17 protein-coding genes are annotated in these 19,494 nt (G+C 32.4%); 2 read left to right on the forward strand and 15 right to left on the reverse strand.

The window, feature by feature from the left end; translation table 11 throughout:
* Positions 1-39: 39 nt before the first annotated feature.
* Together HOO91_17255 and HOO91_17260 are read left to right on the forward strand one after the other, a co-directional pair.
* Complete coding sequence (locus HOO91_17255) at positions 40-1,491, forward strand: cation/H(+) antiporter (protein ID NOU19307.1); 1,452 nt, start codon at positions 40-42, stop codon at positions 1,489-1,491.
* 683 nt (positions 1,492-2,174) lie between these two features.
* Entirely contained in the window at positions 2,175-2,459 is a 285-nt protein-coding gene (locus tag HOO91_17260) for a hypothetical protein (GenBank protein NOU19308.1), read from the forward strand.
* Between the two features lie 217 nt (positions 2,460-2,676).
* On the opposite strand, the gene HOO91_17265 is transcribed toward HOO91_17260, so the two are convergent.
* The 15 genes from HOO91_17265 to HOO91_17335 form a co-directional block, all read right to left on the reverse strand.
* Positions 2,677-3,765: an efflux RND transporter periplasmic adaptor subunit gene (locus HOO91_17265; protein NOU19309.1), complete on the reverse strand. Its 1,089-nt coding sequence runs from the start codon at positions 3,763-3,765 to the stop codon at positions 2,677-2,679.
* A 79-nt stretch (positions 3,766-3,844) separates the two neighbouring features.
* A complete protein-coding gene (locus tag HOO91_17270) occupies positions 3,845-5,110 on the reverse strand; it encodes an ABC transporter permease (GenBank protein NOU19310.1) in 1,266 nt (421 codons plus the stop codon).
* Between the two features lie 41 nt (positions 5,111-5,151).
* Entirely contained in the window at positions 5,152-6,381 is a 1,230-nt protein-coding gene (locus tag HOO91_17275) for an ABC transporter permease (GenBank protein NOU19311.1), read from the reverse strand.
* The gene (locus HOO91_17280) at positions 6,374-7,090 is read right to left on the reverse strand and encodes an ABC transporter ATP-binding protein (GenBank protein NOU19312.1); all 717 of its coding nucleotides are present in this window, start codon (positions 7,088-7,090) and stop codon (positions 6,374-6,376) included. The genes HOO91_17275 and HOO91_17280 overlap by 8 nt, the downstream gene beginning before the upstream one ends.
* Before the next feature lie 296 nt (positions 7,091-7,386).
* Positions 7,387-8,106 (reverse strand): FkbM family methyltransferase, encoded by a 720-nt coding sequence (locus HOO91_17285; protein ID NOU19313.1) that lies wholly within the window; start codon positions 8,104-8,106, stop codon positions 7,387-7,389.
* A gap of 178 nt (positions 8,107-8,284) precedes the next feature.
* The gene (locus HOO91_17290; protein ID NOU19314.1) at positions 8,285-9,145 is read right to left on the reverse strand and encodes a glycosyltransferase; all 861 of its coding nucleotides are present in this window, start codon (positions 9,143-9,145) and stop codon (positions 8,285-8,287) included.
* A gap of 40 nt (positions 9,146-9,185) precedes the next feature.
* A complete protein-coding gene (locus HOO91_17295; protein ID NOU19315.1) occupies positions 9,186-10,694 on the reverse strand; it encodes an NAD(P)/FAD-dependent oxidoreductase in 1,509 nt (502 codons plus the stop codon).
* 35 nt (positions 10,695-10,729) lie between these two features.
* Positions 10,730-11,413, reverse strand: coding sequence for a 4'-phosphopantetheinyl transferase superfamily protein (locus HOO91_17300; protein ID NOU19316.1), 684 nt, complete (start codon positions 11,411-11,413; stop codon positions 10,730-10,732).
* Positions 11,410-12,489, reverse strand: a complete 1,080-nt coding sequence (locus tag HOO91_17305; protein ID NOU19317.1) for a class I SAM-dependent methyltransferase — start codon at positions 12,487-12,489, stop codon at positions 11,410-11,412. The genes HOO91_17300 and HOO91_17305 overlap by 4 nt, the downstream gene beginning before the upstream one ends.
* 217 nt (positions 12,490-12,706) lie before the next feature.
* Complete coding sequence (locus tag HOO91_17310) at positions 12,707-13,144, reverse strand: hypothetical protein (GenBank protein ID NOU19318.1); 438 nt, start codon at positions 13,142-13,144, stop codon at positions 12,707-12,709.
* Between the two features lie 1,342 nt (positions 13,145-14,486).
* Positions 14,487-15,515, reverse strand: coding sequence for a radical SAM protein (locus tag HOO91_17315; GenBank protein NOU19319.1), 1,029 nt, complete (start codon positions 15,513-15,515; stop codon positions 14,487-14,489).
* Between the two features lie 27 nt (positions 15,516-15,542).
* Positions 15,543-16,775, reverse strand: coding sequence for a beta-ketoacyl-[acyl-carrier-protein] synthase family protein (locus HOO91_17320; protein ID NOU19320.1), 1,233 nt, complete (start codon positions 16,773-16,775; stop codon positions 15,543-15,545).
* A 22-nt stretch (positions 16,776-16,797) separates the two neighbouring features.
* Positions 16,798-17,547: a 3-oxoacyl-ACP reductase FabG gene (locus HOO91_17325; GenBank protein NOU19321.1), complete on the reverse strand. Its 750-nt coding sequence runs from the start codon at positions 17,545-17,547 to the stop codon at positions 16,798-16,800.
* A gap of 11 nt (positions 17,548-17,558) precedes the next feature.
* Positions 17,559-18,638 carry a hypothetical protein gene (locus HOO91_17330; GenBank protein NOU19322.1) on the reverse strand — a complete coding sequence of 360 codons (1,080 nt, stop codon included), beginning with the start codon at positions 18,636-18,638 and terminating at the stop codon, positions 17,559-17,561.
* 122 nt (positions 18,639-18,760) lie between these two features.
* Complete coding sequence (locus tag HOO91_17335; protein ID NOU19323.1) at positions 18,761-19,480, reverse strand: hypothetical protein; 720 nt, start codon at positions 19,478-19,480, stop codon at positions 18,761-18,763.
* Between the last annotated feature and the right edge of the window lie 14 nt (positions 19,481-19,494).

A 19,494-nucleotide genomic window follows, 5' to 3' on the forward strand; every position in this document is an offset into this window, starting at 1 on the left:
GTTGATAACGCATAAATACTAGACACAAGATAAATAGTTATGACTAAAAACATTTTTACTTATCTTACAATTATCGGGGTGTTTGTTTCACTCATTTGGGTTATTATAGATAAAGGAAATCAAATTGTTCGAACAGAGAACTCTGTACTTATTCAGAATATAGATAATAACGCTTTACCTAATAAGGCAAAACTAGTAGTTGTTGACTCTCAAGAGAGTATATTGCAACAATTATCAAATAATATTAAATATCCTATTAGTATTTTACTGCTGCAAGTAATAGTAATTCTAATTACATCAAAAATATTCGGGTTAATTACAAAAAAACTAGGTCAGCAAACGGTAATAGGCGAAATAATAGCAGGAATATTTCTTGGCCCATCATTATTGGGCTGGTTGTTCCCTAGTTTATCAGCCTTTATATTCCCGCATGACTCGTTTATATCACTTCAATTCTTAAGTCAAATAGGACTTGCTTTCTTTATGTTTGTTGTTGGAATGGAGTTGGACTTTGGTAAAATCAAGAATAAAGCTCATGATGCAATTCTTATTAGCCATGTAAGTATAATTTTCCCATTTTTCCTTGGCACATGCCTATCATATTTCATATATAAGGAATTAGCCCCTAGAAATGTTAACTTTATTTCTTTTGCTTTATTTATGGGAATTGCATTAAGCATAACTGCTTTTCCTGTTTTAGCCCGTATTCTTAAAGAGCGTGAATTAACCCGAAGCCCATTAGGGGTATTGGCTATTACTTGTGCTGCCGCTGATGATGTAACTGCATGGTGCATTCTTGCTGCTGTTGTTGCCATTGTCAAAGCAGGAAGTATTGTGAACGCCTTATTTACAATTGTATTAGCGATTTTTTACATTTTGATTATGCTTAAGGTGATTAAACCATGGTTGCAAAGAATTAGTGATAAGCGAATTAATGGTGTGGATATTAGTAAAACTATTATAGCAATCTCATTCTTTGTTCTTTTGCTTTCGGCATATTTTACTGAAATTATCGGAATTCATGCTCTATTTGGTTCGTTTATAGCCGGTGTTATTATGCCCAATAATATTAGATTTAAAGAGATATTAACGGATAAAATTGAAGATGTTAGCACTGTGCTGTTATTGCCAATATTTTTTGCATTTACAGGTCTGAGAACACAAATCGGGTTATTAAATGCAGTTCATTTATGGTCTTTATGCGGAATTATTATCTTAATAGCAGTAATCGGGAAATTAGGAGGTAGTACATTTACTGCCAGAATTGTTGGTCGTTCATGGAAAGATTCTCTTTCAATAGGTGCATTAATGAACACAAGGGGGCTGATGGAACTTGTTGTTTTAAATATTGGTTTCGATTTAGGGATTTTAAGTCCTGAAATATTTGCAATCATGGTGTTAATGGCACTCAGCACTACTTTTATGACAGGCCCCTTGCTCGACTTAATAAATTATTCTTTTAAAAAAGGCACTGTTTATGAATCTTCATAATAGTTGAAAAAATCAGAAGAATTCTAGTATTTTATTAGCAAAAATTTGCACCACTGTTTGCCTATGGTTGTAATCAAAAAGGAATTATCACGGTGTTCGGCATAAGATAGCCGTTACTAAGTGCTCTCATAAAATTGCTAGCTGAATAATCCTTGACTTAAAAAGATAATGTACTGATACACAGGAATAAAATGCTTGTAGGGGTTTGTTTTTATCATAGTGTAAAACAACCGTTTTAATTATCAAAAAATAGATTGCTTCTTTCAATTAATTCTTCGAATTGAAAAAATCTCAACAAGATAAAATTGTTTTCCATACATATATTGAAAATCAATATATTATAACATCATCTTGTTCGATTTACATTAAGTTTTTAATAGCTATTTATATAATGCCAAATATACTTCCTAACATATTAAAAGAAAACTATTATATTATTATTGGCAATAAATATTGTATAAATTTAGGTTGTTATGTTGTATCAATTATTTTGTGAGTTATGAAAATTGCAATAATGAAATAAAAAGTTGCAATAATATAGATTTAAATATCAATATAAAAAGGAGTGCTCTGTTCGCCAATACAAGTGTCTTTTTTGTAGATAAATACTTTAAGTCAAGTTTTTAGTGCATGTAGAAACAGCATAAAATCTAAAAATGTTGTACCATTAAATAAAAAGCAATATGATAGATAATAAGAATTGCGAAAGAACCGCAAAATGCCCAGTGTATTTAGGCATTTTAATATCAAATGGCATAATAATCCAAACTTACAGGAAATTATTTTGCGAGAGCGGGAGTGATGGTAAAAATATGTGTAGGCGCTATCAGGTTGCCAAAATTATGGGAGTTTGCCCCCAAAATATTTTACCAAATACTCATTTGACAGTTGATGAAATTGTTGAAAAAATGAAGGCTAAGGGGTTAAAACCTGTTTCGGATGGTGCAACTGTACAATTTGAAAAATAATATCTTGTTCTGTTCATAGGCTACTTATTTAAAACAGTAGAGCGAATTAAGGAAAGATCAAGTAAATGTTTCTAATCGCTATTATCAGCTATTTTGAAATAGTTTCAAAAAAAACGGAAACGATTTTATGGCAAAATCAGATCCGTTTTCAAAGTAGAAATAACAACTTTCAGTTACCTCAAATGTAATACGTTATATTTCATTTCTCTATATCAAATTAATCCTCTTTTAGGCCAGCTTTAATTACATTTGTAGTATCTAAGCCTTCTAATACGTGAATGTTTATACCATCTGAAAGGCCTGTCTTTATTCTAATCTTTTTGAATACCTGAGGGCTGGTTTCTATCTCAACAAATGCTGAATCTCCTACAAAATTAATAAGGCTTTCTTTTATTGTTAGCACGTTTTCAATTTTATCAAGAACAATATCAGCATTGGCACTGTATCCAGCTCTTATAAACTGGGTTGGTTTTAATTTCACATCGGCTTTAATTTCGAATTGAATAGCACCATTTTCTTCAACACCTTTTGGGGCAATATATTCTAGACTTGCATAGAAAATGTCGTTTTCAATTGCTCCTATTTTGAGCATTAATTCCATTCCCTGTTTAATTTTTCCAACCTCAGTTTCATCTACCTTTCCTTTAAAAATAATATCGTTCATATTGGCAATAGTAGCAATGGTTGTTCCATTGTTAAAGGTATTGCTTTCTATTACCGAATTGCCCTCCTCTACAGGTAAATCAAGCACCATTCCATCGGTTGTAGATCGTATTAAAGTGTTTGTAGTTGTTCCTGCTTTTTTAATTGCACCTTCTTTAATTAATTCAAGGTTGTTTTCTGCAGCTTCGCGTTCTTCCTTTATAATATTATACTCATTTTCGTTTTTTTGAAATTCAGCTTTAGCAACAACCCCTTTCTCAAAGAGTTCTTTTAACCTATTAAAAGCTAATTCGGCATCTTCTAATTTGATTTTTGCTTGTTTTAACCTCGATTCAGCATTATTCAGGTTAAGCATATCGGGAATTATTCGGATTTTAGCAATTAAATCGCCTTTTTTGACTTGTTTTCCAGGAACAACAAAAATGGTTTCGACAATTCCAGATACTTGCGGTTTTATTTCAATTTGTTTACGTGGAACAACAGAACCAGTTGCAACTGTCTTTTTTATGATATTGCCAATAAAGGCTTTCTCAGTCTTATAAATTTTTGGCTTCTTTTCAGATTTCTTATAAAGAAAAACAATGGTAGAAATAAATACTATAATAATTGTTGCTAGTAATAATATTCTAAGTACTCTCTTCATTTTTGTCTTTTTTTATGATAAGTTATTATTCTGGCTTCTAATTAATATTTGGTTTTCGAACTAAAAACTTCAAATTTTCTTATTCATTCCGCAACGCATCAATTGGTTTAATACTTATTGCACGTTTTGCAGGTATCATCCCTGCAAAAACTCCTGAAACAACAAGTATTGCAAGAGATAAAAGGGCAACATTTAGATCCACCTCGGGATGTTTGAACATTTCAACTTTCATCCCCGACGATTCCATTGAATAATTTACAATCTCAACAATACTAATACCTGCTACCAATCCAGTATATCCGGCTACTGCGGTTAAGATAACCGATTCCATTATTATTTGGCTGATAATTTTAACAGGAGTAGCTCCAATTGCCCTTTGAATTCCAATTTCTTTTGTTCTTTCATTTACAATAATCAGCATAATGTTGCTAACCCCTATTACTCCAGCCATTAGGGTTCCAATGCCAACTATCCACATCAAAGTTGCAATTCCTGCAAATAATCCACGCATACTATTGAATCGCTCCTCAAGGTTAAACCCTTCTACGGCCTGCATATCTTCTGGATGTATATGATGTCGCTCCCGAATCAGGCTACGACATTTTTTATCAACTAATGAAACAGGGATATTGGCTTTTGCCGTTACTGAAAAGTAATGAACCTCATCGCCAAAATTATATACTTTTTGTAGGGTTGTGAATGGGAGAAAGATAGTTTGCTCCTTTTCGCCAGCAAAAGCAATTTTATTCTTAGGCTCAAATACCCCTACAACCTGAAAATAAACACCTTTGATTCTGATATACTTTCCCAACGGTTCCTCATCCTTTTCGAAAAGAATCTCACAAACCCTTGTTCCAATTACACATACTTTTCGGTTCTCATCAATATCTTTATAGTTTACAAACCGCCCCTTAAGCAATTTGTTTGGATCAATAGTATTAATTTCAGGATAATCACCCTGTATAGTAAATGCTCCCGTTTTCAACCCTCTAGTTACGTTATTCTCCCCATCACCGTTTCCTCCTCCTTGCAAGCGTGGTGCTAGGATAGCAATTTCAGGGATACTCTCTTTGAGGGCTTTCATATCCTCATTGGTAAAGTTGTATCTCCTTCCACGCGGATAACCATCGTATGGCATTGATGTTCTTCCAGCCCAAATAAAGGCGCTATTGGTGGCATAATCTCCCATATCCTCAAATGCTGAGTTCTCAAGACCCTTGCCCGAGCCCAACATTACAATGAGCATGAATATACCCCAAAACACGCCAAAAGCAGTTAGGAAAGTACGCAACTTGTTACTTTTTAAAGCGGTATATATCTCCTGCCAACGATCGAGGTCAAACATGCGATTTTATGTATAGTAAGTTTATTCTTTGGTATTAAAAGTTACTCATCGCGTAATGCGATAATTGGTTTTATTTTTGCAGCCCTATTGGCAGGAACAAAACCTGCTAAAGCACCCGAAATAATCAAAAGTAGAGTTGCATAGAGTGCAACTGAAAAATTAGCTTGAGGATCTTTCATATATGGTACAGTTTCAAACACTGGTTTGAGTAATTCCAATAAACCAACCCCAAGCACCAGCCCAATATAGCCTGCAACACTGGTTATTAAAATGCTTTCCAAAAGAATTAAGGAGACTATTGAGCCTGGACTTGCACCTATGGCTTTTCTGATCCCAATCTCCTTGGTTCGCTCTTTTACAACAATCATCATAATATTGCTCACCCCTACAATTCCAGCAATAATAGTTCCAATACCTATAATCCAAACAAACATGCGAATTCCGGCAAATAGGTTCTGATATTTTTTAAATATCTTTAAGGTGTTGTTGACGTAGAGCGCTTTTTCATCCTCACTGTTGAAATTGTGACGTTTGGCAAAATCACGTTTTAGCTCAGCAATCATTAGTTCGCTTTCTTCCTCGTTTTTTGTAGATGTAAAAGTCAAACGGTGGATGGTATTCCCGCCATTAAACACTTTTTGTGCTGTGGAAATTGGAATATAAATTCGATTTCGGTCTCTTTCGTTCGGGTCAGTAAAAACGCCAACTACTTGAAATGGTATGCCATTTATTTTTATATACTTATCTATAGGGTTTTCTCTGTTCTTGAACAACGCTTCAACTATTTTTGTTCCTATGCAAGCAATTTTTCTAAATTTGATAATATCTACATCGTTTATAAACCGACCCTCAACCATTGAGGCATTTTCAATTTTCTGATTGTTTGGATGGCAGCTAACAATTTCAAATTTTCCGTATTCCTTTTTATAGGAAGTTGTACCGCTTCCGCTTGTATAATACCTTGATGAGATATATTCTATCCCAGCGATTTTTTGATTAACCTGATCGTAATCCTCGTTAGTAAAGTTGATGCTTCGGCCAACTGATAAACCGTTATGAGTCATGCTTGTTTGACCAGGGAAAATGGAAATACTATTTGCAGCATCGTTTTTAAATTCAGTTTCAACACCTTTTTGAAATCCGCTTCCAGTACCAAGTAAAACAATTAACATAAATATTCCCCAAGCAACACTAAATGCCGTTAGTGCTGTCCGAAGTCTATTTTTTTTAATGGTACTGATTATTTCTTGCCACTTATCCAAATCAAACATAACTCAAGCTATTTGAAAGATTTTCTGATATTACCTTTCTGTCCTCAATTGATTCAATCAATCCATCTTTCAGTCTGATTATCTTATTTGTCATTTCTGAAATATCCTTTTCATGGGTCACAATTAGTACGGTTACTCCAGAGTCATTTATCTCTTTAAATATTTTCATTACCTCAATTGAAGTTGCAGAATCCAGTGCCCCGGTTGGTTCATCCGCCAAAATAACTCTTGGTTTGGTTATCAATGCTCTGGCAATAGCAATTCGTTGTTTTTGTCCTCCTGATAATTCATTTGGAAGATGTTCCGCCCATTCCATCAACCCCATTTTCTCTATATATTCTAAGGCTATCATATTCCTTTTTTTTCGCCCTACATTTTGGTAATAAAGAGGCAGGGCAACATTTTCCATTGCATTTTTAAAAGAAATAAGGTTGAACGATTGGAATACAAAACCAATGTACTTGTTGCGTAGCATTGCTGCTTTTGTTTCGGACATATTACTAATCAACATATTGTCGAGATAGTATTTCCCCTCATCGTAATTATCCAGAATACCCAAAATGTTTAGTAATGTGGACTTCCCCGAACCAGAGGAGCCCATAATGGACACCAATTCGCCCTCGGCAATGTTTAAATCGAATCCTTTTAAAACATGCAATTTATTCAGGCCGGTTACATACGATTTGTGGATATTTTCAATTCGAATCATGGGTATTCAAAATGTTAAATAAAAATGCCTTTGATAAATATATTATTATCGAAAGGGATGAAAATACACTAAAAAGATGATATAACTATTCGTTCAGTTCAAGAATTACAACATTGCGATATTATATATTTTGAAAAACTTGTGTTTTGTGAAGTTTATTTTTTTAAATATCTAGTTGTGAAAATTAAAATAATTTCTAAAACATTGAATTTTAATATTTTATAAAAAATAAAATCAAACACAAGAATTCTTTATGTGTTTGATTTTGTATGGGCGTATATATTTTTATAATTTATCTATATTGCATTGTTTATATAAACTTCGTTTTCCCCACTCTTAAAATATGAAAAATCATATTTGCTAATTACCTCTAGAAAACTCTTCGAGGAATCTTTTTTATATCGTTCATGGAGTTCAATAATAATGCAACGTGTTTTAGGAATCCAATTCTCAAAATTGCTTTCAAATAGCTCCTTTTCAGCACCTTCAATATCAATTTTAAATATATCTATTATATTTAAATTGTTTTCTTTTATTATTTCATCGGGTGTAATTGATTTTACAGACCCTTTGATGTTTTTATTTTGAGAATTTTCTGTGGTTTCAGTCATGAAACCCCAATGACCTAAACCGCTGTCAATAATATTAAAAGATTGATTAGGAAGATTAGATAACGCTCTTTGATAGCAATGTACATTAGAATAGTTGCTAATATTTATTTCAAGTAAACTGAAGTTAGAGTCCTCCGGCTCAATACATATAATTTTACTATCAGGGTATTTATTTATAAAATATGTTGCAGCTAGGCCGATGTTTGCCCCTGCATCGATAATAGTTGTTGGATAAAAATCTAACTTTATTTCGTACTCTTTTAAATTAAAAATTTGATGGAAAGTATGCAAATCGGTTGTTCCATTTCGAAGATAAATAGGATAAAATATTTCAGGTACATTTACACGGCAGCCAGAATACGGTATCCCTGGAATTTCTATATTTTTAATAATTTCAGTTTTCATATTTTCCTTTTAATCGAAATTCGCAAGCCAAAATACATGTAAAAATTAAAATGTTTTAAACACATTTAATAGTTGAAATAATCGATTGTATTTTTCACGTTTCATGAGGGCAAACACTTAAGTGCTAAATAATGATTTACCTTCCGATTTATTTAGAAAATTGATTAACAACCGTTCATCAACTCTCTTCAATTTCTTTCAACAAGGCTCTATAATGCTCCGAAACGTGAACATTCGAAAACTCCAAAAATTTTCTATAATGTTTAATTGGTAAAATACCACACCATTTTATTTCGGGATGGTGTTGTGAAAATATTTTATTATTATCTAAGAAGGACTCCATTTTCTTTTGTTCGTCTGCTTTTGGATGCCAAAGATGGTATGATAATAGTTCCTTGCCCATAATAATTCTACGACCTAATAGCTTCTGCAATCTATATGCAAACTCAATATCATCAGGGCCCCAAGTAGCAAAGCATTCATTGTACCCATTTATACTACGGGCATCCTCCAAATAACACGAGGAATTATTTCCAATGAAACATTTCCACCTGTCTTCTTCGCCAATAATATTATACCATTTACGAACATCGCATTCAGTGTAAGAGTGTTTTCCATCCTGAATATCGTTTAAAAATTTTGCAATATTGTAATTTTTGGGTACTGAATCCTCTTGCATGTAATATGAATATCCCGATATGGCGAAATTTCTTCCCATCTCTTTGTATTTTACATCATATAATTTGAGATAATCGGGAGTAAGTACCATATCCGAATCCACAGATACTATTATTTCTCCTTGTGCCTTAGCTATACCTTTATTTCGAGGTTTTGAAAAACCTGATTTCTCAGGATTACGGTGATGGACGATATTAAAGGAGAAATGCAGAGACTGAAGTTCATCCTCAACAATATAATCGCTTCCATCATCAACTATTATTACTTCAAAATCCTTGAATGTTTGATTTTCAATGGAGTATAATGTATTTTTTAATAACTCAAGTCTATTATTAGTTATTATTATTATGGAAAATCTCATATTCTAATAATTTAAAAAAATTAAACACTTATAATTTAGACTAACTTGAAATTAAAGTTGTTGTAAACTTTATTTTTTCGCTCTTACATAGTGTTTGTGTGATATTTCTACCTGAAACTGCGCATTGGCAAATTCCACCTCCCTGGTTTGTCCATTGGCTTATTAGATAAAAATTATCAAGCCCAGGAAGTGTTTTTGGGAATTGGGTTAATATCACCTGTGGGGTTGGATACCATCCTTCAAAGCTCCCTTTCCAATTGTTTGTATAACGTTTAACGGTCACTGGTGTAGAGATGTCAACCATTTTAACATTAGCTTTTATATTTCCATAATAATCATCTAAAATATCTAAAACAATATCACTTACTCTTGTTTTTTCCTTATTATACTTTTCTCTATCATTTTGATATAAATTATTCCAATATTCGTAATTATCTGTTCCAACAGATACCGATATGGTTGTATTCTCTTCACCATTAAGGGTAGGGTCGAAATTAAATACTCTCACCATAATTGAGTTACATTCCGTTTTATCATCTACAGTGAAGGGTTTCTTTGCAAAAATCTGTGTCATATTTATTTCTTCTGTTACGATTTTTCTTGAAACTCCATATGCAATAAATACATGTGACGGGAATAGTTGGAATTCTCTATAAAATTTATCGATTTTCTCATCTGTGTATTTTCCTTCAAGCATATTATAAATTGTATCGTAACCATCGCCACATGAGATTACAATATCAGCATTTATTTCTGTTCCATTTGCCAGTATAATACCATATGCCTTATTGTCCTTTACTAATATTTTATTTACGCGAGATTTATAATAAATTTTACCTTCAAGTTCAGTAAACCGCTTTTCGAGTAAATTTGAGATGTTTTGTGAGCCACCAATTGGATAACCAGCGCATCTTTTATCAATCCAACCTAATGTAATTGCAAGAAATAGGATTGAACTGTCGGGAAGGAAAAAACTCATTAAGGTTTTTTTCAGTAGAGGGTTTTTACATTGATCAGCAAAATTACGAATTGTTTTTCCCCCGTATTTTGTCATGAGCACAGCGAAAGGAGCCAACTTCAAAAACATAATTGTTTTTTCAAAAAAGGAAAGTAGATTTGGGGCTTTTAATACTTCAAAGTCAAGTTTTTTACACTTTCTGGCAAAATAAATTATTTTGTTGATGACTTCAATATCTTCAGGCGCTTTTTCAAGTAGTTCTTTCTCTAGCTTATCGATATTTGAATAGATATTGATGAAGTTTTTGTTTTCATCGCTAACTTTAAGAAATACATCATGATCCACAAACTTTAGTTTATCCATTGGTAGCAGTTCCTGCCACACTTTGTAGTAATCTACAACGTTGCGCGATCCAACAAACCAATGTACACAGAGATCAACTAAGTAGTTTTTTCTTTTCCAGGTTGTACAAACTCCGCCTGGTATATCGTGAAGTTCGTAAATTTCAGTATCAAATCCATTCATTTGAAGGTACGAACCAGTGCTCAGTCCAGATATTCCTCCACCTATAATAATTACTTTCTTTTTCATTAAATTCTTTTTTTAAGGTGATGCATATAATTTGTTTAATCAACTTCAAGATGTAATGCGGTAAAAATCATTTCGTTTGAGATGTAATATAGACCAGCAAATGTGGCATTATAATAAAATTGCTTGTCCAATTGTTTATAGAGTCTTATTGAAAAGGTGTTGTCATCCAATATCGAACAACATACATCTTTGAAAAAAAGCATCTTTTGTGTAATTTGAAATTGCAATTTGTAGAAAGCTTCTTTGGCACTAAAAAGAATTGTGGCTTTTTCCATTTGCTCTTGTTCCGAGTATTTTTTCAGAAATAATAATTCTTCGTTTGTGCATAAGGTGTTAAAATATCGACTTTTCATTTTGCTTATATGCTCAATATCAATGCCAATGCTTTTATATTTAAAATTTAAGCCTAAAACAACTGCACAATAGCTGCTTGTATGAGCAATACTGCCTTTTACTGTTGATGGGAATAAAGGTAATTTATGCTCATTGAAAAGAATCGGAAAATTATAGATCTGCAAATTTTTAAGAGCCCTTCTTGCGCAAATTCTTCCTGTGATAAATTCGTTTTGTCTTTTTGTTGATTCCCCTGAAATCAAATCACTCTCTTTAGGGTGAATTTCATTATTGCAGCCTGATTCCATCAACGTAGAATAGCTCATTATTGGCGACTCTTCACAAATCAAATCTGGTGGAACGATTAATGGAAAGTATCCTGTCATAAACTATTCAGAAATTCCTCAGGGTCAGTAAGGTTTAATAACATAACCCTGTCTTTTTCTAATTCATTATATGTTAGTTGCTCAATTTGATCGATGGAATAATTAAGGCAACTTTCTGGAGTAGCTTTCTTTATTATACCCAAGCCAAAGTCACAGTCAAGGGTTATAACTTTCAGATCCTTATGTGTTGAACGAATATTTAAAATTGTTTTCCAAACGTCACCAGTCCATGCATATCCATAAGGATTAATGCCAATTGCTTTTACCTTCTCACATGCCTCTTCATAGACTGTTGCAGGTGTTTCAATAATTGGTGATATCGGATTGCAATCGTGCATAATAATAAGTCCATCAGGCCTTAAATAGTTAAGGCAATTTTGAACGTCCCTTAATGCTTGATGATAATTATGGGCTCCATCGATAAATGCTAAATCTATTTTTCTTTTTTCAAAAATATTTTTGTTGTTTTTAAAAAACTCATCACTCTTTAGTTGGAAATAAAATCGATTTTCAGATAGAGATTGTTTAACCTGTTTATTGGGCTCAATTGGATCAATCCCAATTACAAAGGGAGCTTCTATTTCTACAAAATTCTCACCGTTTGATACGCCAATTTCAAGATAAGTGTTGACGTTAATTGCCTTTATTGCTCGTTGAATAACGGTTCTTCTTAATATTGGGCTATAGTATTCTTTGTTCTTGCCACTCTCCAAATCATTTAATACTTTATTTAACGTGTAGATTAAACTGCCATTCTTGATAAAACTAATAAAATTGGGGCTTATATCAATAAATGAATCAGATGGTAGGATATTTTGCATTTCCTTTGTTGCAACAACGATAATGGTGGTATTCTTCTTTTTCAGCAAAGAAATTTTATCGTTAAGATTTTCGTCGTTGCCCTTAAGTAGTACTATGATAGCAACATCAAAAGTTGATGTGTCATTTATTTGATTACTGTTTGTGATAAGTGAATAGATACGGTTTTTATTCTCCAACATTTTAAAAATCGACTGAAGCACTGACAGAATCATTGGATTTATTGTTGTGTCCTGATAGATGATTGCAATATTCATTTTTTCCCTTGTTAATTTTTATAATGAATTCAGACTAAGAATTAGGATTGGCATAAAAAATATTTGAAAATAAATGTTTTGTGTATTTCAGATTATTAGACTTTTATCGACAAATTTATATTCTTTATTTTTCAGATAGGATGCTTGATTGATAAGTTTTATAATTTTAACTTACGGTGCAAACCTCCAATCTATTTCACCTCTTTTTAGAATAATATTAACTCTTTGAGATGGGTTTTTGCTTATTACTCAAAAGAAGTATATAAGGTATTAAAAAAAGGATAAAGATGACCGTAAATCCAGTAATTTCATATACAAATGATTTGTCAAAATTTCCTGTATGTGGTAATAGTATTGTTACAGGTAAATGCAAAAACCATGTGAACATAAATAGGAAATATGCATTAAGAAGAATTTTGTTTTTTTTCATCAACTGTTTTTTGTAATAAAGCAAAAATAGGCTGTATACAGTTATCAATGCTGATAAAAAGAAATTTGTCCATTGAATTGAAACAAGTACTATTTTGGGAGCATCAGGAATATATGAAAACCATTTGAACATATCAATTATAAAAAAATGCAAAATACCAACAAGTAAGGTAATACATAGAGCTGTAGTAATTAATATGTTAATAAGTTGATCTTTTGATATCATAATTTTTTCATTATAATATAAAAATATTAAAACTCTATTTTATAAGACAGTCCCAGCATCTATTATGCTTTTTGCCAATAACTTATAAAAGAGATTGCGAAACAAACCATGGGAATTATAAACATAATAAGCAAATAGTATCTTAAATAAGGAATCATTAGTCCTTGCGGGATAAATATCTGATAGGTTAACCTAGCTGTCCATAAAACAACTAGTAATAAACAAATTAACCTCATAACTGGAGTGTTAGTTCTGAATAAATGATAGGAACATAAGGATAGGACGCCGAACAAAATAAGTGAAAGTGAAAGGAAAAAATTGGTTGCTGTAATTGCATTTTTTAATTCTAATGGAGTATCTGGAATATAATAAAACCATTTATGTATGCTTGGTACAAATAAATGCCAAATACCAAAACAAAGTGTAATGACACCGCCAGAAATGAAACAGATTCTTTGAAAAAGAGTTTCCATAATGATTAGGTTTATATTAAGTTGATAAATAGAAATATACAGCAGATTGTAATTAGCGAAAGAAGCACTGGTAATAGTTTGTATTTAAAACTTTTAAAATATCTAGTTTGTGGTGTATATGTTAACCAAAGAAACAGTTTAATTGATAATATTATGGCAAATAAAGTAATAAAAAATATGTAATAGCCAAAATATTGTTCTTTATAAAATGAATAATAATAGATATTAAAAAATAAATGAAAGATTGGAAAGCCAGTATAAAAGAAAATAATAAAAGCCTCAGAAAGCACATTTAACTCACGTTTAGAAAGCCACATTTTCCAATTCATTGCAAACGGAGCATAAAAATGCCACAGTATTAAAGGTATTAAACAAAGAATACAAATTAGCATTAATATATTCTCAAATGAAGTAGATGTCCAGTTTGGTACATGAAATGAAATAAGATCTATTTTGTATTTATAAATTTTGTAGAGATACAAGAGAGAGAGAAGCATTGACACAATGTTCATACAAGCAAGCCAACCAATGATTTTTCTTTTTTTAATAAAGAAAAAATTTATTGCCCAGGCACTTCCATACAATCCATTTATTATGGCAAAGGGAAGAAAAAAGATAAGGTTAAACCGAATTACATTTTGCTCTTGTGCCAATAGCAATAAAATATAGGCAGCCATATAAAAATAGTAGAGCCCAGAAATTATTGATGATGTGCGGGATGCAAAAAAAATAATAATATTCGGAATTTTTTGTATTTCAAATGTTTTAACAGGCCTACAATACAGTATTCCCGTTAAGGCAGTGATTAAAAATAAAACGCATAAAATAAATGAATCCATTTCTTCTCTTATTAAAAGTGATAAATTTTTCTATCCAATTGGATTAATACATCTTTTACATATAAAATTATCTTCAGACTCGTCTATTCCACAACCTTTACGTATCATTTGTACAAATTCTGGTGACTTAAATATATTTTCGACATCAATTTTATTTTCTGGCAAGGGAATTACTGTTTCCCTATTATAATCCATACAGCATAAAATTGGTTCGCCGGAATACAAGAAATGCACCCATCTGTCGAACCTATTACAGTAAAAATCTTGTAAAGAAGATCTAAATATTTTATTAAAACTTAAATTCTTTTCCTTGAGTTGTATTTGGCCTGCTCTGTCGTGGTAATTAAAAAAGCGTATTTTGGGTTTTTTACTATAATCTTTGAGTTGTTCTTCCCAGAAGCTATAATATTCTTCCTCTTTAAACCAAGTTTTTAATGTGCCATTCAAAATAGGTTCACCCGAACCATTGATCATAAGATAGATTGGAAGATCTTGCGATAGTTCCACCAATTTTCTAATATTTTCCATTGTTTGATCGTAATCCAACCCCATAATTTCTTGGTAAGTTTCTTTATTTATTCCATGAAAACTTATCCAAAAAACATGTTTTATCTTAGGAAACAGATTTTCTATATGCGTGAGCATTTCATCTGTTAGAATGGAGAGGTTTGTTGAAAACTCAACCCACATCGGTTTTAATTCCTCAACCATATACTCAAGACGTTGAAAAATCTTTTTATCTAATAAGGGTTCATTTTCAAGATACGGGCACAATTTTAGAATTTTATAGTTTTTGAGCCCTTGTACTATTTTTTTAAATGTTTCATCATCCATATGTCCTGGGTTCTTGTGATGCCAAGAACCCACGTATGGGCAAAAAGCACACTTACCATTGCATGCCGATGTGGTTTGAATTTGAACATTCACTGGATGAGGTCCAATAATATCTCCCCCCTTAGAAATTCTAGAAACAAGATCTACATAATTATTATCTAATTTTTGTTTACTACCTAAATCATTAAATAGTAAGTTTATTTTACTTATATCGGAAGGTTTCACGAGTAGTGGCTTTAAGAGATAAAATATTTATACTTCAGTTTTTTTAAGGACAATAGAAGAACAATTGCCCGCAAAACCAAAAGAATTTGACATTGCATAATCAACGTTACATTCTAATGATTTTTGAGGAACAAAATTATATTCAGACATTAGTTCATGGCTTTCTTCTAAATTAAGGGTAGGAGGCAAAAAGCTGTGTTTTATTGCCATTAAACATGCAGCAAACTCAATAGCTCCAGCTGCTCCCAGGGCGTGTCCCATTGCGGCTTTGGTGGAACTTATTTTTGGTTTATTTTGTACATTTTTAAAGACCTCTTTTATGGCCACACCTTCCATCAAATCGTTGAATTTTGTACCAGTACCGTGAGCATTAATATAATCAATTTTTTCTGGTGCAACTTGACTTTCTTTCAATGCTTTGCTTATTGCTCTAATTGCACCTCCGGCATTTGGATCTGGTTGTGTTTCATGAAAGGCATCGTTGCTAAGTCCATAACCACAGACTTCGGCATATATTTTTGCGCCACGTTTTTTTGCTGATTCATAATTTTCAAAAATAAATACTGCTGCTGCTTCTCCAAGTACTAGGCCTGTTCGGTTGACATCGAATGGTGCACATTTGGTTTGAGTTAGGTTCATCATGGAGCTAAAGCCGCTATAACTAAGTAGATTAACTACATCTACTCCACCTGTTACCATAATTTCACATTCATTGTTTGCTATTTTGTCATAAGCATAGCCAATGCTATTTGTTCCTGAGGCGCAAGCTGTATCAACTGTAAAAGAAGGTCCTGTGAAATTATATTTTTCTGCCAGGTATGCAGTTGGTACGTTGTGAGGAATAAACAGTAGATTATTCAATTGCTCTTTTTTATTCTCTCCATTTATTCCTGAATCTTTTCCAATTATATATTTTTCAAGAAAATCGACGCAGCCAAGGGAAGTTGCGAAGGAGACACCATAATTGTAGGCAGTATCAGGTTCTAAATGAAGTTTAGAATCGTTGATAGCCAAATTTGATGCATGCTCCAATAAGAATAGACACCTGTCGTGCTCTGGATTATTCTTTTTATCTTCCTTTAGAGGATCAAAATCAATCATTCCTGCATTATCCGTCCTGTAGCCTTCTGTACTAAAAATAGTAATCTTTTTAATACCATCATTACCGTTTTTAAGGCTTGCCAAAAATTCGTCATTATTGTTAGCAATTGCGCATATAACGCCCATTCCGGTTATTGCTACTTTATTTTTATTATTCATATTATCGTTCACTTTTGTTTTATTAAAATTGATAAGTTACTCCTCCTCCGTCAATTACAATAGTTTGACCATTTATGAATTGTGCTTCATCTGAAGTCAAATAAACAATGTTATCTGCAATTTCCTTTGGAGTTCCAAGTCGTTTAGAGGTAGTATTTACTACCATGGATTTTAATGTTTTTTCGTCTATTGGTTTTAACATATCTGTGTCAATTAAGCCAGGCGCTACCACATTTACTCTTATGCCAGCGGGTGCTAATTCTTTTGATAATGTACGAGTAAAACCAATTAGTGCAGCTTTTGATGCGGCATATATCGCTTGGGCCGGACCTAAGGGGCGAATTGCCATAAATGAACTGACATTTATTATTGAATTTCCCTTCTTTTTCATCAAATAAGGGATGCAGGTTTTTGACAAATTAAAAGCACCGTAAAGATTTGTTTCAAACATATCTTCCCAATCCTGCTTTTGCATGCCAGCAAAAGCACCAACTTTTAAGATCCCTGCATTATTGACTAGAACATTTATGGTTTGTTTTTTTTCAAATATATCGCGCACCATTTCACTAACTTCGGATAGGATTCGCACATCGCATTTATATTTTAAACAGGACACACCTGTTTTAATAACCTCCGACTCAACTTCCTGTGCCTTTTCATCACTCGTTCTATAACAGAAAGCAATGTCATAACCTTTTTGAGCAAACTTTAGACATAGCTCTCTTCCAATGCCCCGCGAACCACCAGTTATAAGTGCCAGTTTGGTTTCCATACGAATAAATGTTAAACTTTAGCTTTAGATAATAAGATTGAAGAAACACCACCTTTATAAAAATATGAGTTTATTAAAACTTTCGAATCAGGCAACATTATATTTTTAGATGCTATTTCATTTAATTCAGGTTTGGTGTCTTGAATTAATAAGCAAGATATTATTGTATTTACAGCAGAGATGGCTCCAAAAGGTAAAATAAATTTATTTCGGATATTATCATCAGGGTACATCACCTTACAGGTCAATTCCTCAAAACATTCCTTTTCTAAAGTTTTTAAATCGGCATCGACAAGTATTTCTTGAACTGAGGATGACAATAGGGCTGTATTAGATGCAGTTCCATTAATTACATCTTTTATAATTCTTTTAACTACTTGTTTGTTGACATCCCTTTTTTGCTGATAATTCTGGAGTAATAGATTCCCAGTTTTTGAATTATCAATTTCAGCGTATATAAATGCACCTCTTCTTAATGCATTTTGTTTTTCTTCAAGAACAACAACAAAGCCTCCTTCAATGGATGGTGTATCCTGATTTGTGGTTTCGTTTTGGTATAATGATATATGTTCTGTTACATCATCAATGCCTCCTGCAAGCACAATGTCTGCTTTCCCGTCAAGTATTAAATTATAAGCATAATTTATTGGACAGGTGCCAACTAGCATGCTGCTAACTCCCTTTAAGTCCAATTGCTTTGCAATTCTACCTACTACAGCATTTGTAACTGTAGATGGGAATAATAATGGTGAGGTTCCTGCCACCCCGCTTTTTAGCACATTTTTATAGTAATCATATGTTCGGTTAAAAGGGCCCCATACAGTAGAAAAAATACCGCCAATTTCAACATCCTTTAAGGAGGAGAGATTTGCATCATCATAAGCAAATTTTGAGGAGAGTATTCCATATTTGGATAAAGAATCCATTCGGCGAATAATATTTGCCCCAAAATAGTCTGAAGCAATGTTGTTTAATTCTTTTTCATCAATTTTTGCAACACCATTTTTTGATGCACTAATAAAATTCTTTGTTCCAATTCCTATTGAAGATGCAATTCCGATACCTGTAATAACTACTTTTTTTGTTTCCATTATAATTATGTTTTAATAAATTTAAAAACCCGAGTGAAATATGATTAAAAAAAACATTCGATTTAGATTGATATTTTTTTTGTAAGAAATAAAAAGACAGAATAGAAATATCAGTTTTGAACCTAGATAGAATGAACTTTTTCTTTTGCAAAATCAAACTTATTAACATATGATTCTGCTGTATCACAGTAAAAAGCTTCAGCAAAGTTTATTCCCGGGAATGGGTAAAAAACAGATCTATATTGATTGAGGCCTATGCACATTCTATCATAATTAAGATACTTAAGTTGGGATTTATGCTCCCTTATAGCCATCAATTTAAGCTCCATTTCTTGTGTAATATTTATTATTATTGATGGCATAATCATTGGAGACCATACCTCATAGGCCGCTACATTTGATGAAAATCCATTCAAAACACAATTTTTAAATAAATAATTGGTCTTGATATGATCGTTATGTGAGTCCGAATAAAACGGCAATAAAACGAGATCCGGCTTTTCACTATTTAATATTGACAAAATATCACTTGTGTCATAGTGCCATTGTTCATCACTACTATCATCGTTATTTAGGTAATAAGAATTTTGAATGCCAAGAATTTTCGAAGACCTTTTTGCTTCCTCAACTCGAATTTTATTAAGCTCGCTTGCTGGAATTCTATTGAAGAGATCCTTATTGCTTAATGTTGTATATACAACGCTTACTGGAATATTATTTTTGGCATACTTATAAATAGTCCCTCCACATCCAATTATTTCATCGTCCATGTGAGGTGCCAAAACAAGCACCCTTTTTGCAGGTATAAGTGTCTGAAGGTTAGGTCTACCGGCAAGATTCATGTTTTTTATTGTTT

Source organism: Bacteroidales bacterium (genome assembly GCA_013141385.1).
GTDB lineage: Bacteria > Bacteroidota > Bacteroidia > Bacteroidales > Tenuifilaceae > UBA8529.

Bases quoted from the DNA above. Each gene is read 5' to 3' on its own strand.
- HOO91_17255 (NOU19307.1), top strand. From the start codon at position 40: ATGACTAAAAACATTTTTACTTATCTTACAATTATCGGGGTGTTTGTT.
- HOO91_17260 (NOU19308.1), top strand. From the start codon at position 2,175: ATGATAGATAATAAGAATTGCGAAAGAACCGCAAAATGCCCAGTGTAT.
- HOO91_17265 (NOU19309.1), bottom strand. From the start codon at position 3,765: ATGAAGAGAGTACTTAGAATATTATTACTAGCAACAATTATTATAGTA.
- HOO91_17270 (NOU19310.1), bottom strand. From the start codon at position 5,110: ATGTTTGACCTCGATCGTTGGCAGGAGATATATACCGCTTTAAAAAGT.
- HOO91_17275 (NOU19311.1), bottom strand. From the start codon at position 6,381: ATGTTTGATTTGGATAAGTGGCAAGAAATAATCAGTACCATTAAAAAA.
- HOO91_17280 (NOU19312.1), bottom strand. From the start codon at position 7,090: ATGATTCGAATTGAAAATATCCACAAATCGTATGTAACCGGCCTGAAT.
- HOO91_17285 (NOU19313.1), bottom strand. From the start codon at position 8,106: ATGAAAACTGAAATTATTAAAAATATAGAAATTCCAGGGATACCGTAT.
- HOO91_17290 (NOU19314.1), bottom strand. From the start codon at position 9,145: ATGAGATTTTCCATAATAATAATAACTAATAATAGACTTGAGTTATTA.
- HOO91_17295 (NOU19315.1), bottom strand. From the start codon at position 10,694: ATGAAAAAGAAAGTAATTATTATAGGTGGAGGAATATCTGGACTGAGC.
- HOO91_17300 (NOU19316.1), bottom strand. From the start codon at position 11,413: ATGACAGGATACTTTCCATTAATCGTTCCACCAGATTTGATTTGTGAA.
- HOO91_17305 (NOU19317.1), bottom strand. From the start codon at position 12,489: ATGAATATTGCAATCATCTATCAGGACACAACAATAAATCCAATGATT.
- HOO91_17310 (NOU19318.1), bottom strand. From the start codon at position 13,144: ATGATATCAAAAGATCAACTTATTAACATATTAATTACTACAGCTCTA.
- HOO91_17320 (NOU19320.1), bottom strand. From the start codon at position 16,775: ATGAATAATAAAAATAAAGTAGCAATAACCGGAATGGGCGTTATATGC.
- HOO91_17325 (NOU19321.1), bottom strand. From the start codon at position 17,547: ATGGAAACCAAACTGGCACTTATAACTGGTGGTTCGCGGGGCATTGGA.
- HOO91_17330 (NOU19322.1), bottom strand. From the start codon at position 18,638: ATGGAAACAAAAAAAGTAGTTATTACAGGTATCGGAATTGCATCTTCA.
- HOO91_17335 (NOU19323.1), bottom strand. From the start codon at position 19,480: ATGAATCTTGCCGGTAGACCTAACCTTCAGACACTTATACCTGCAAAA.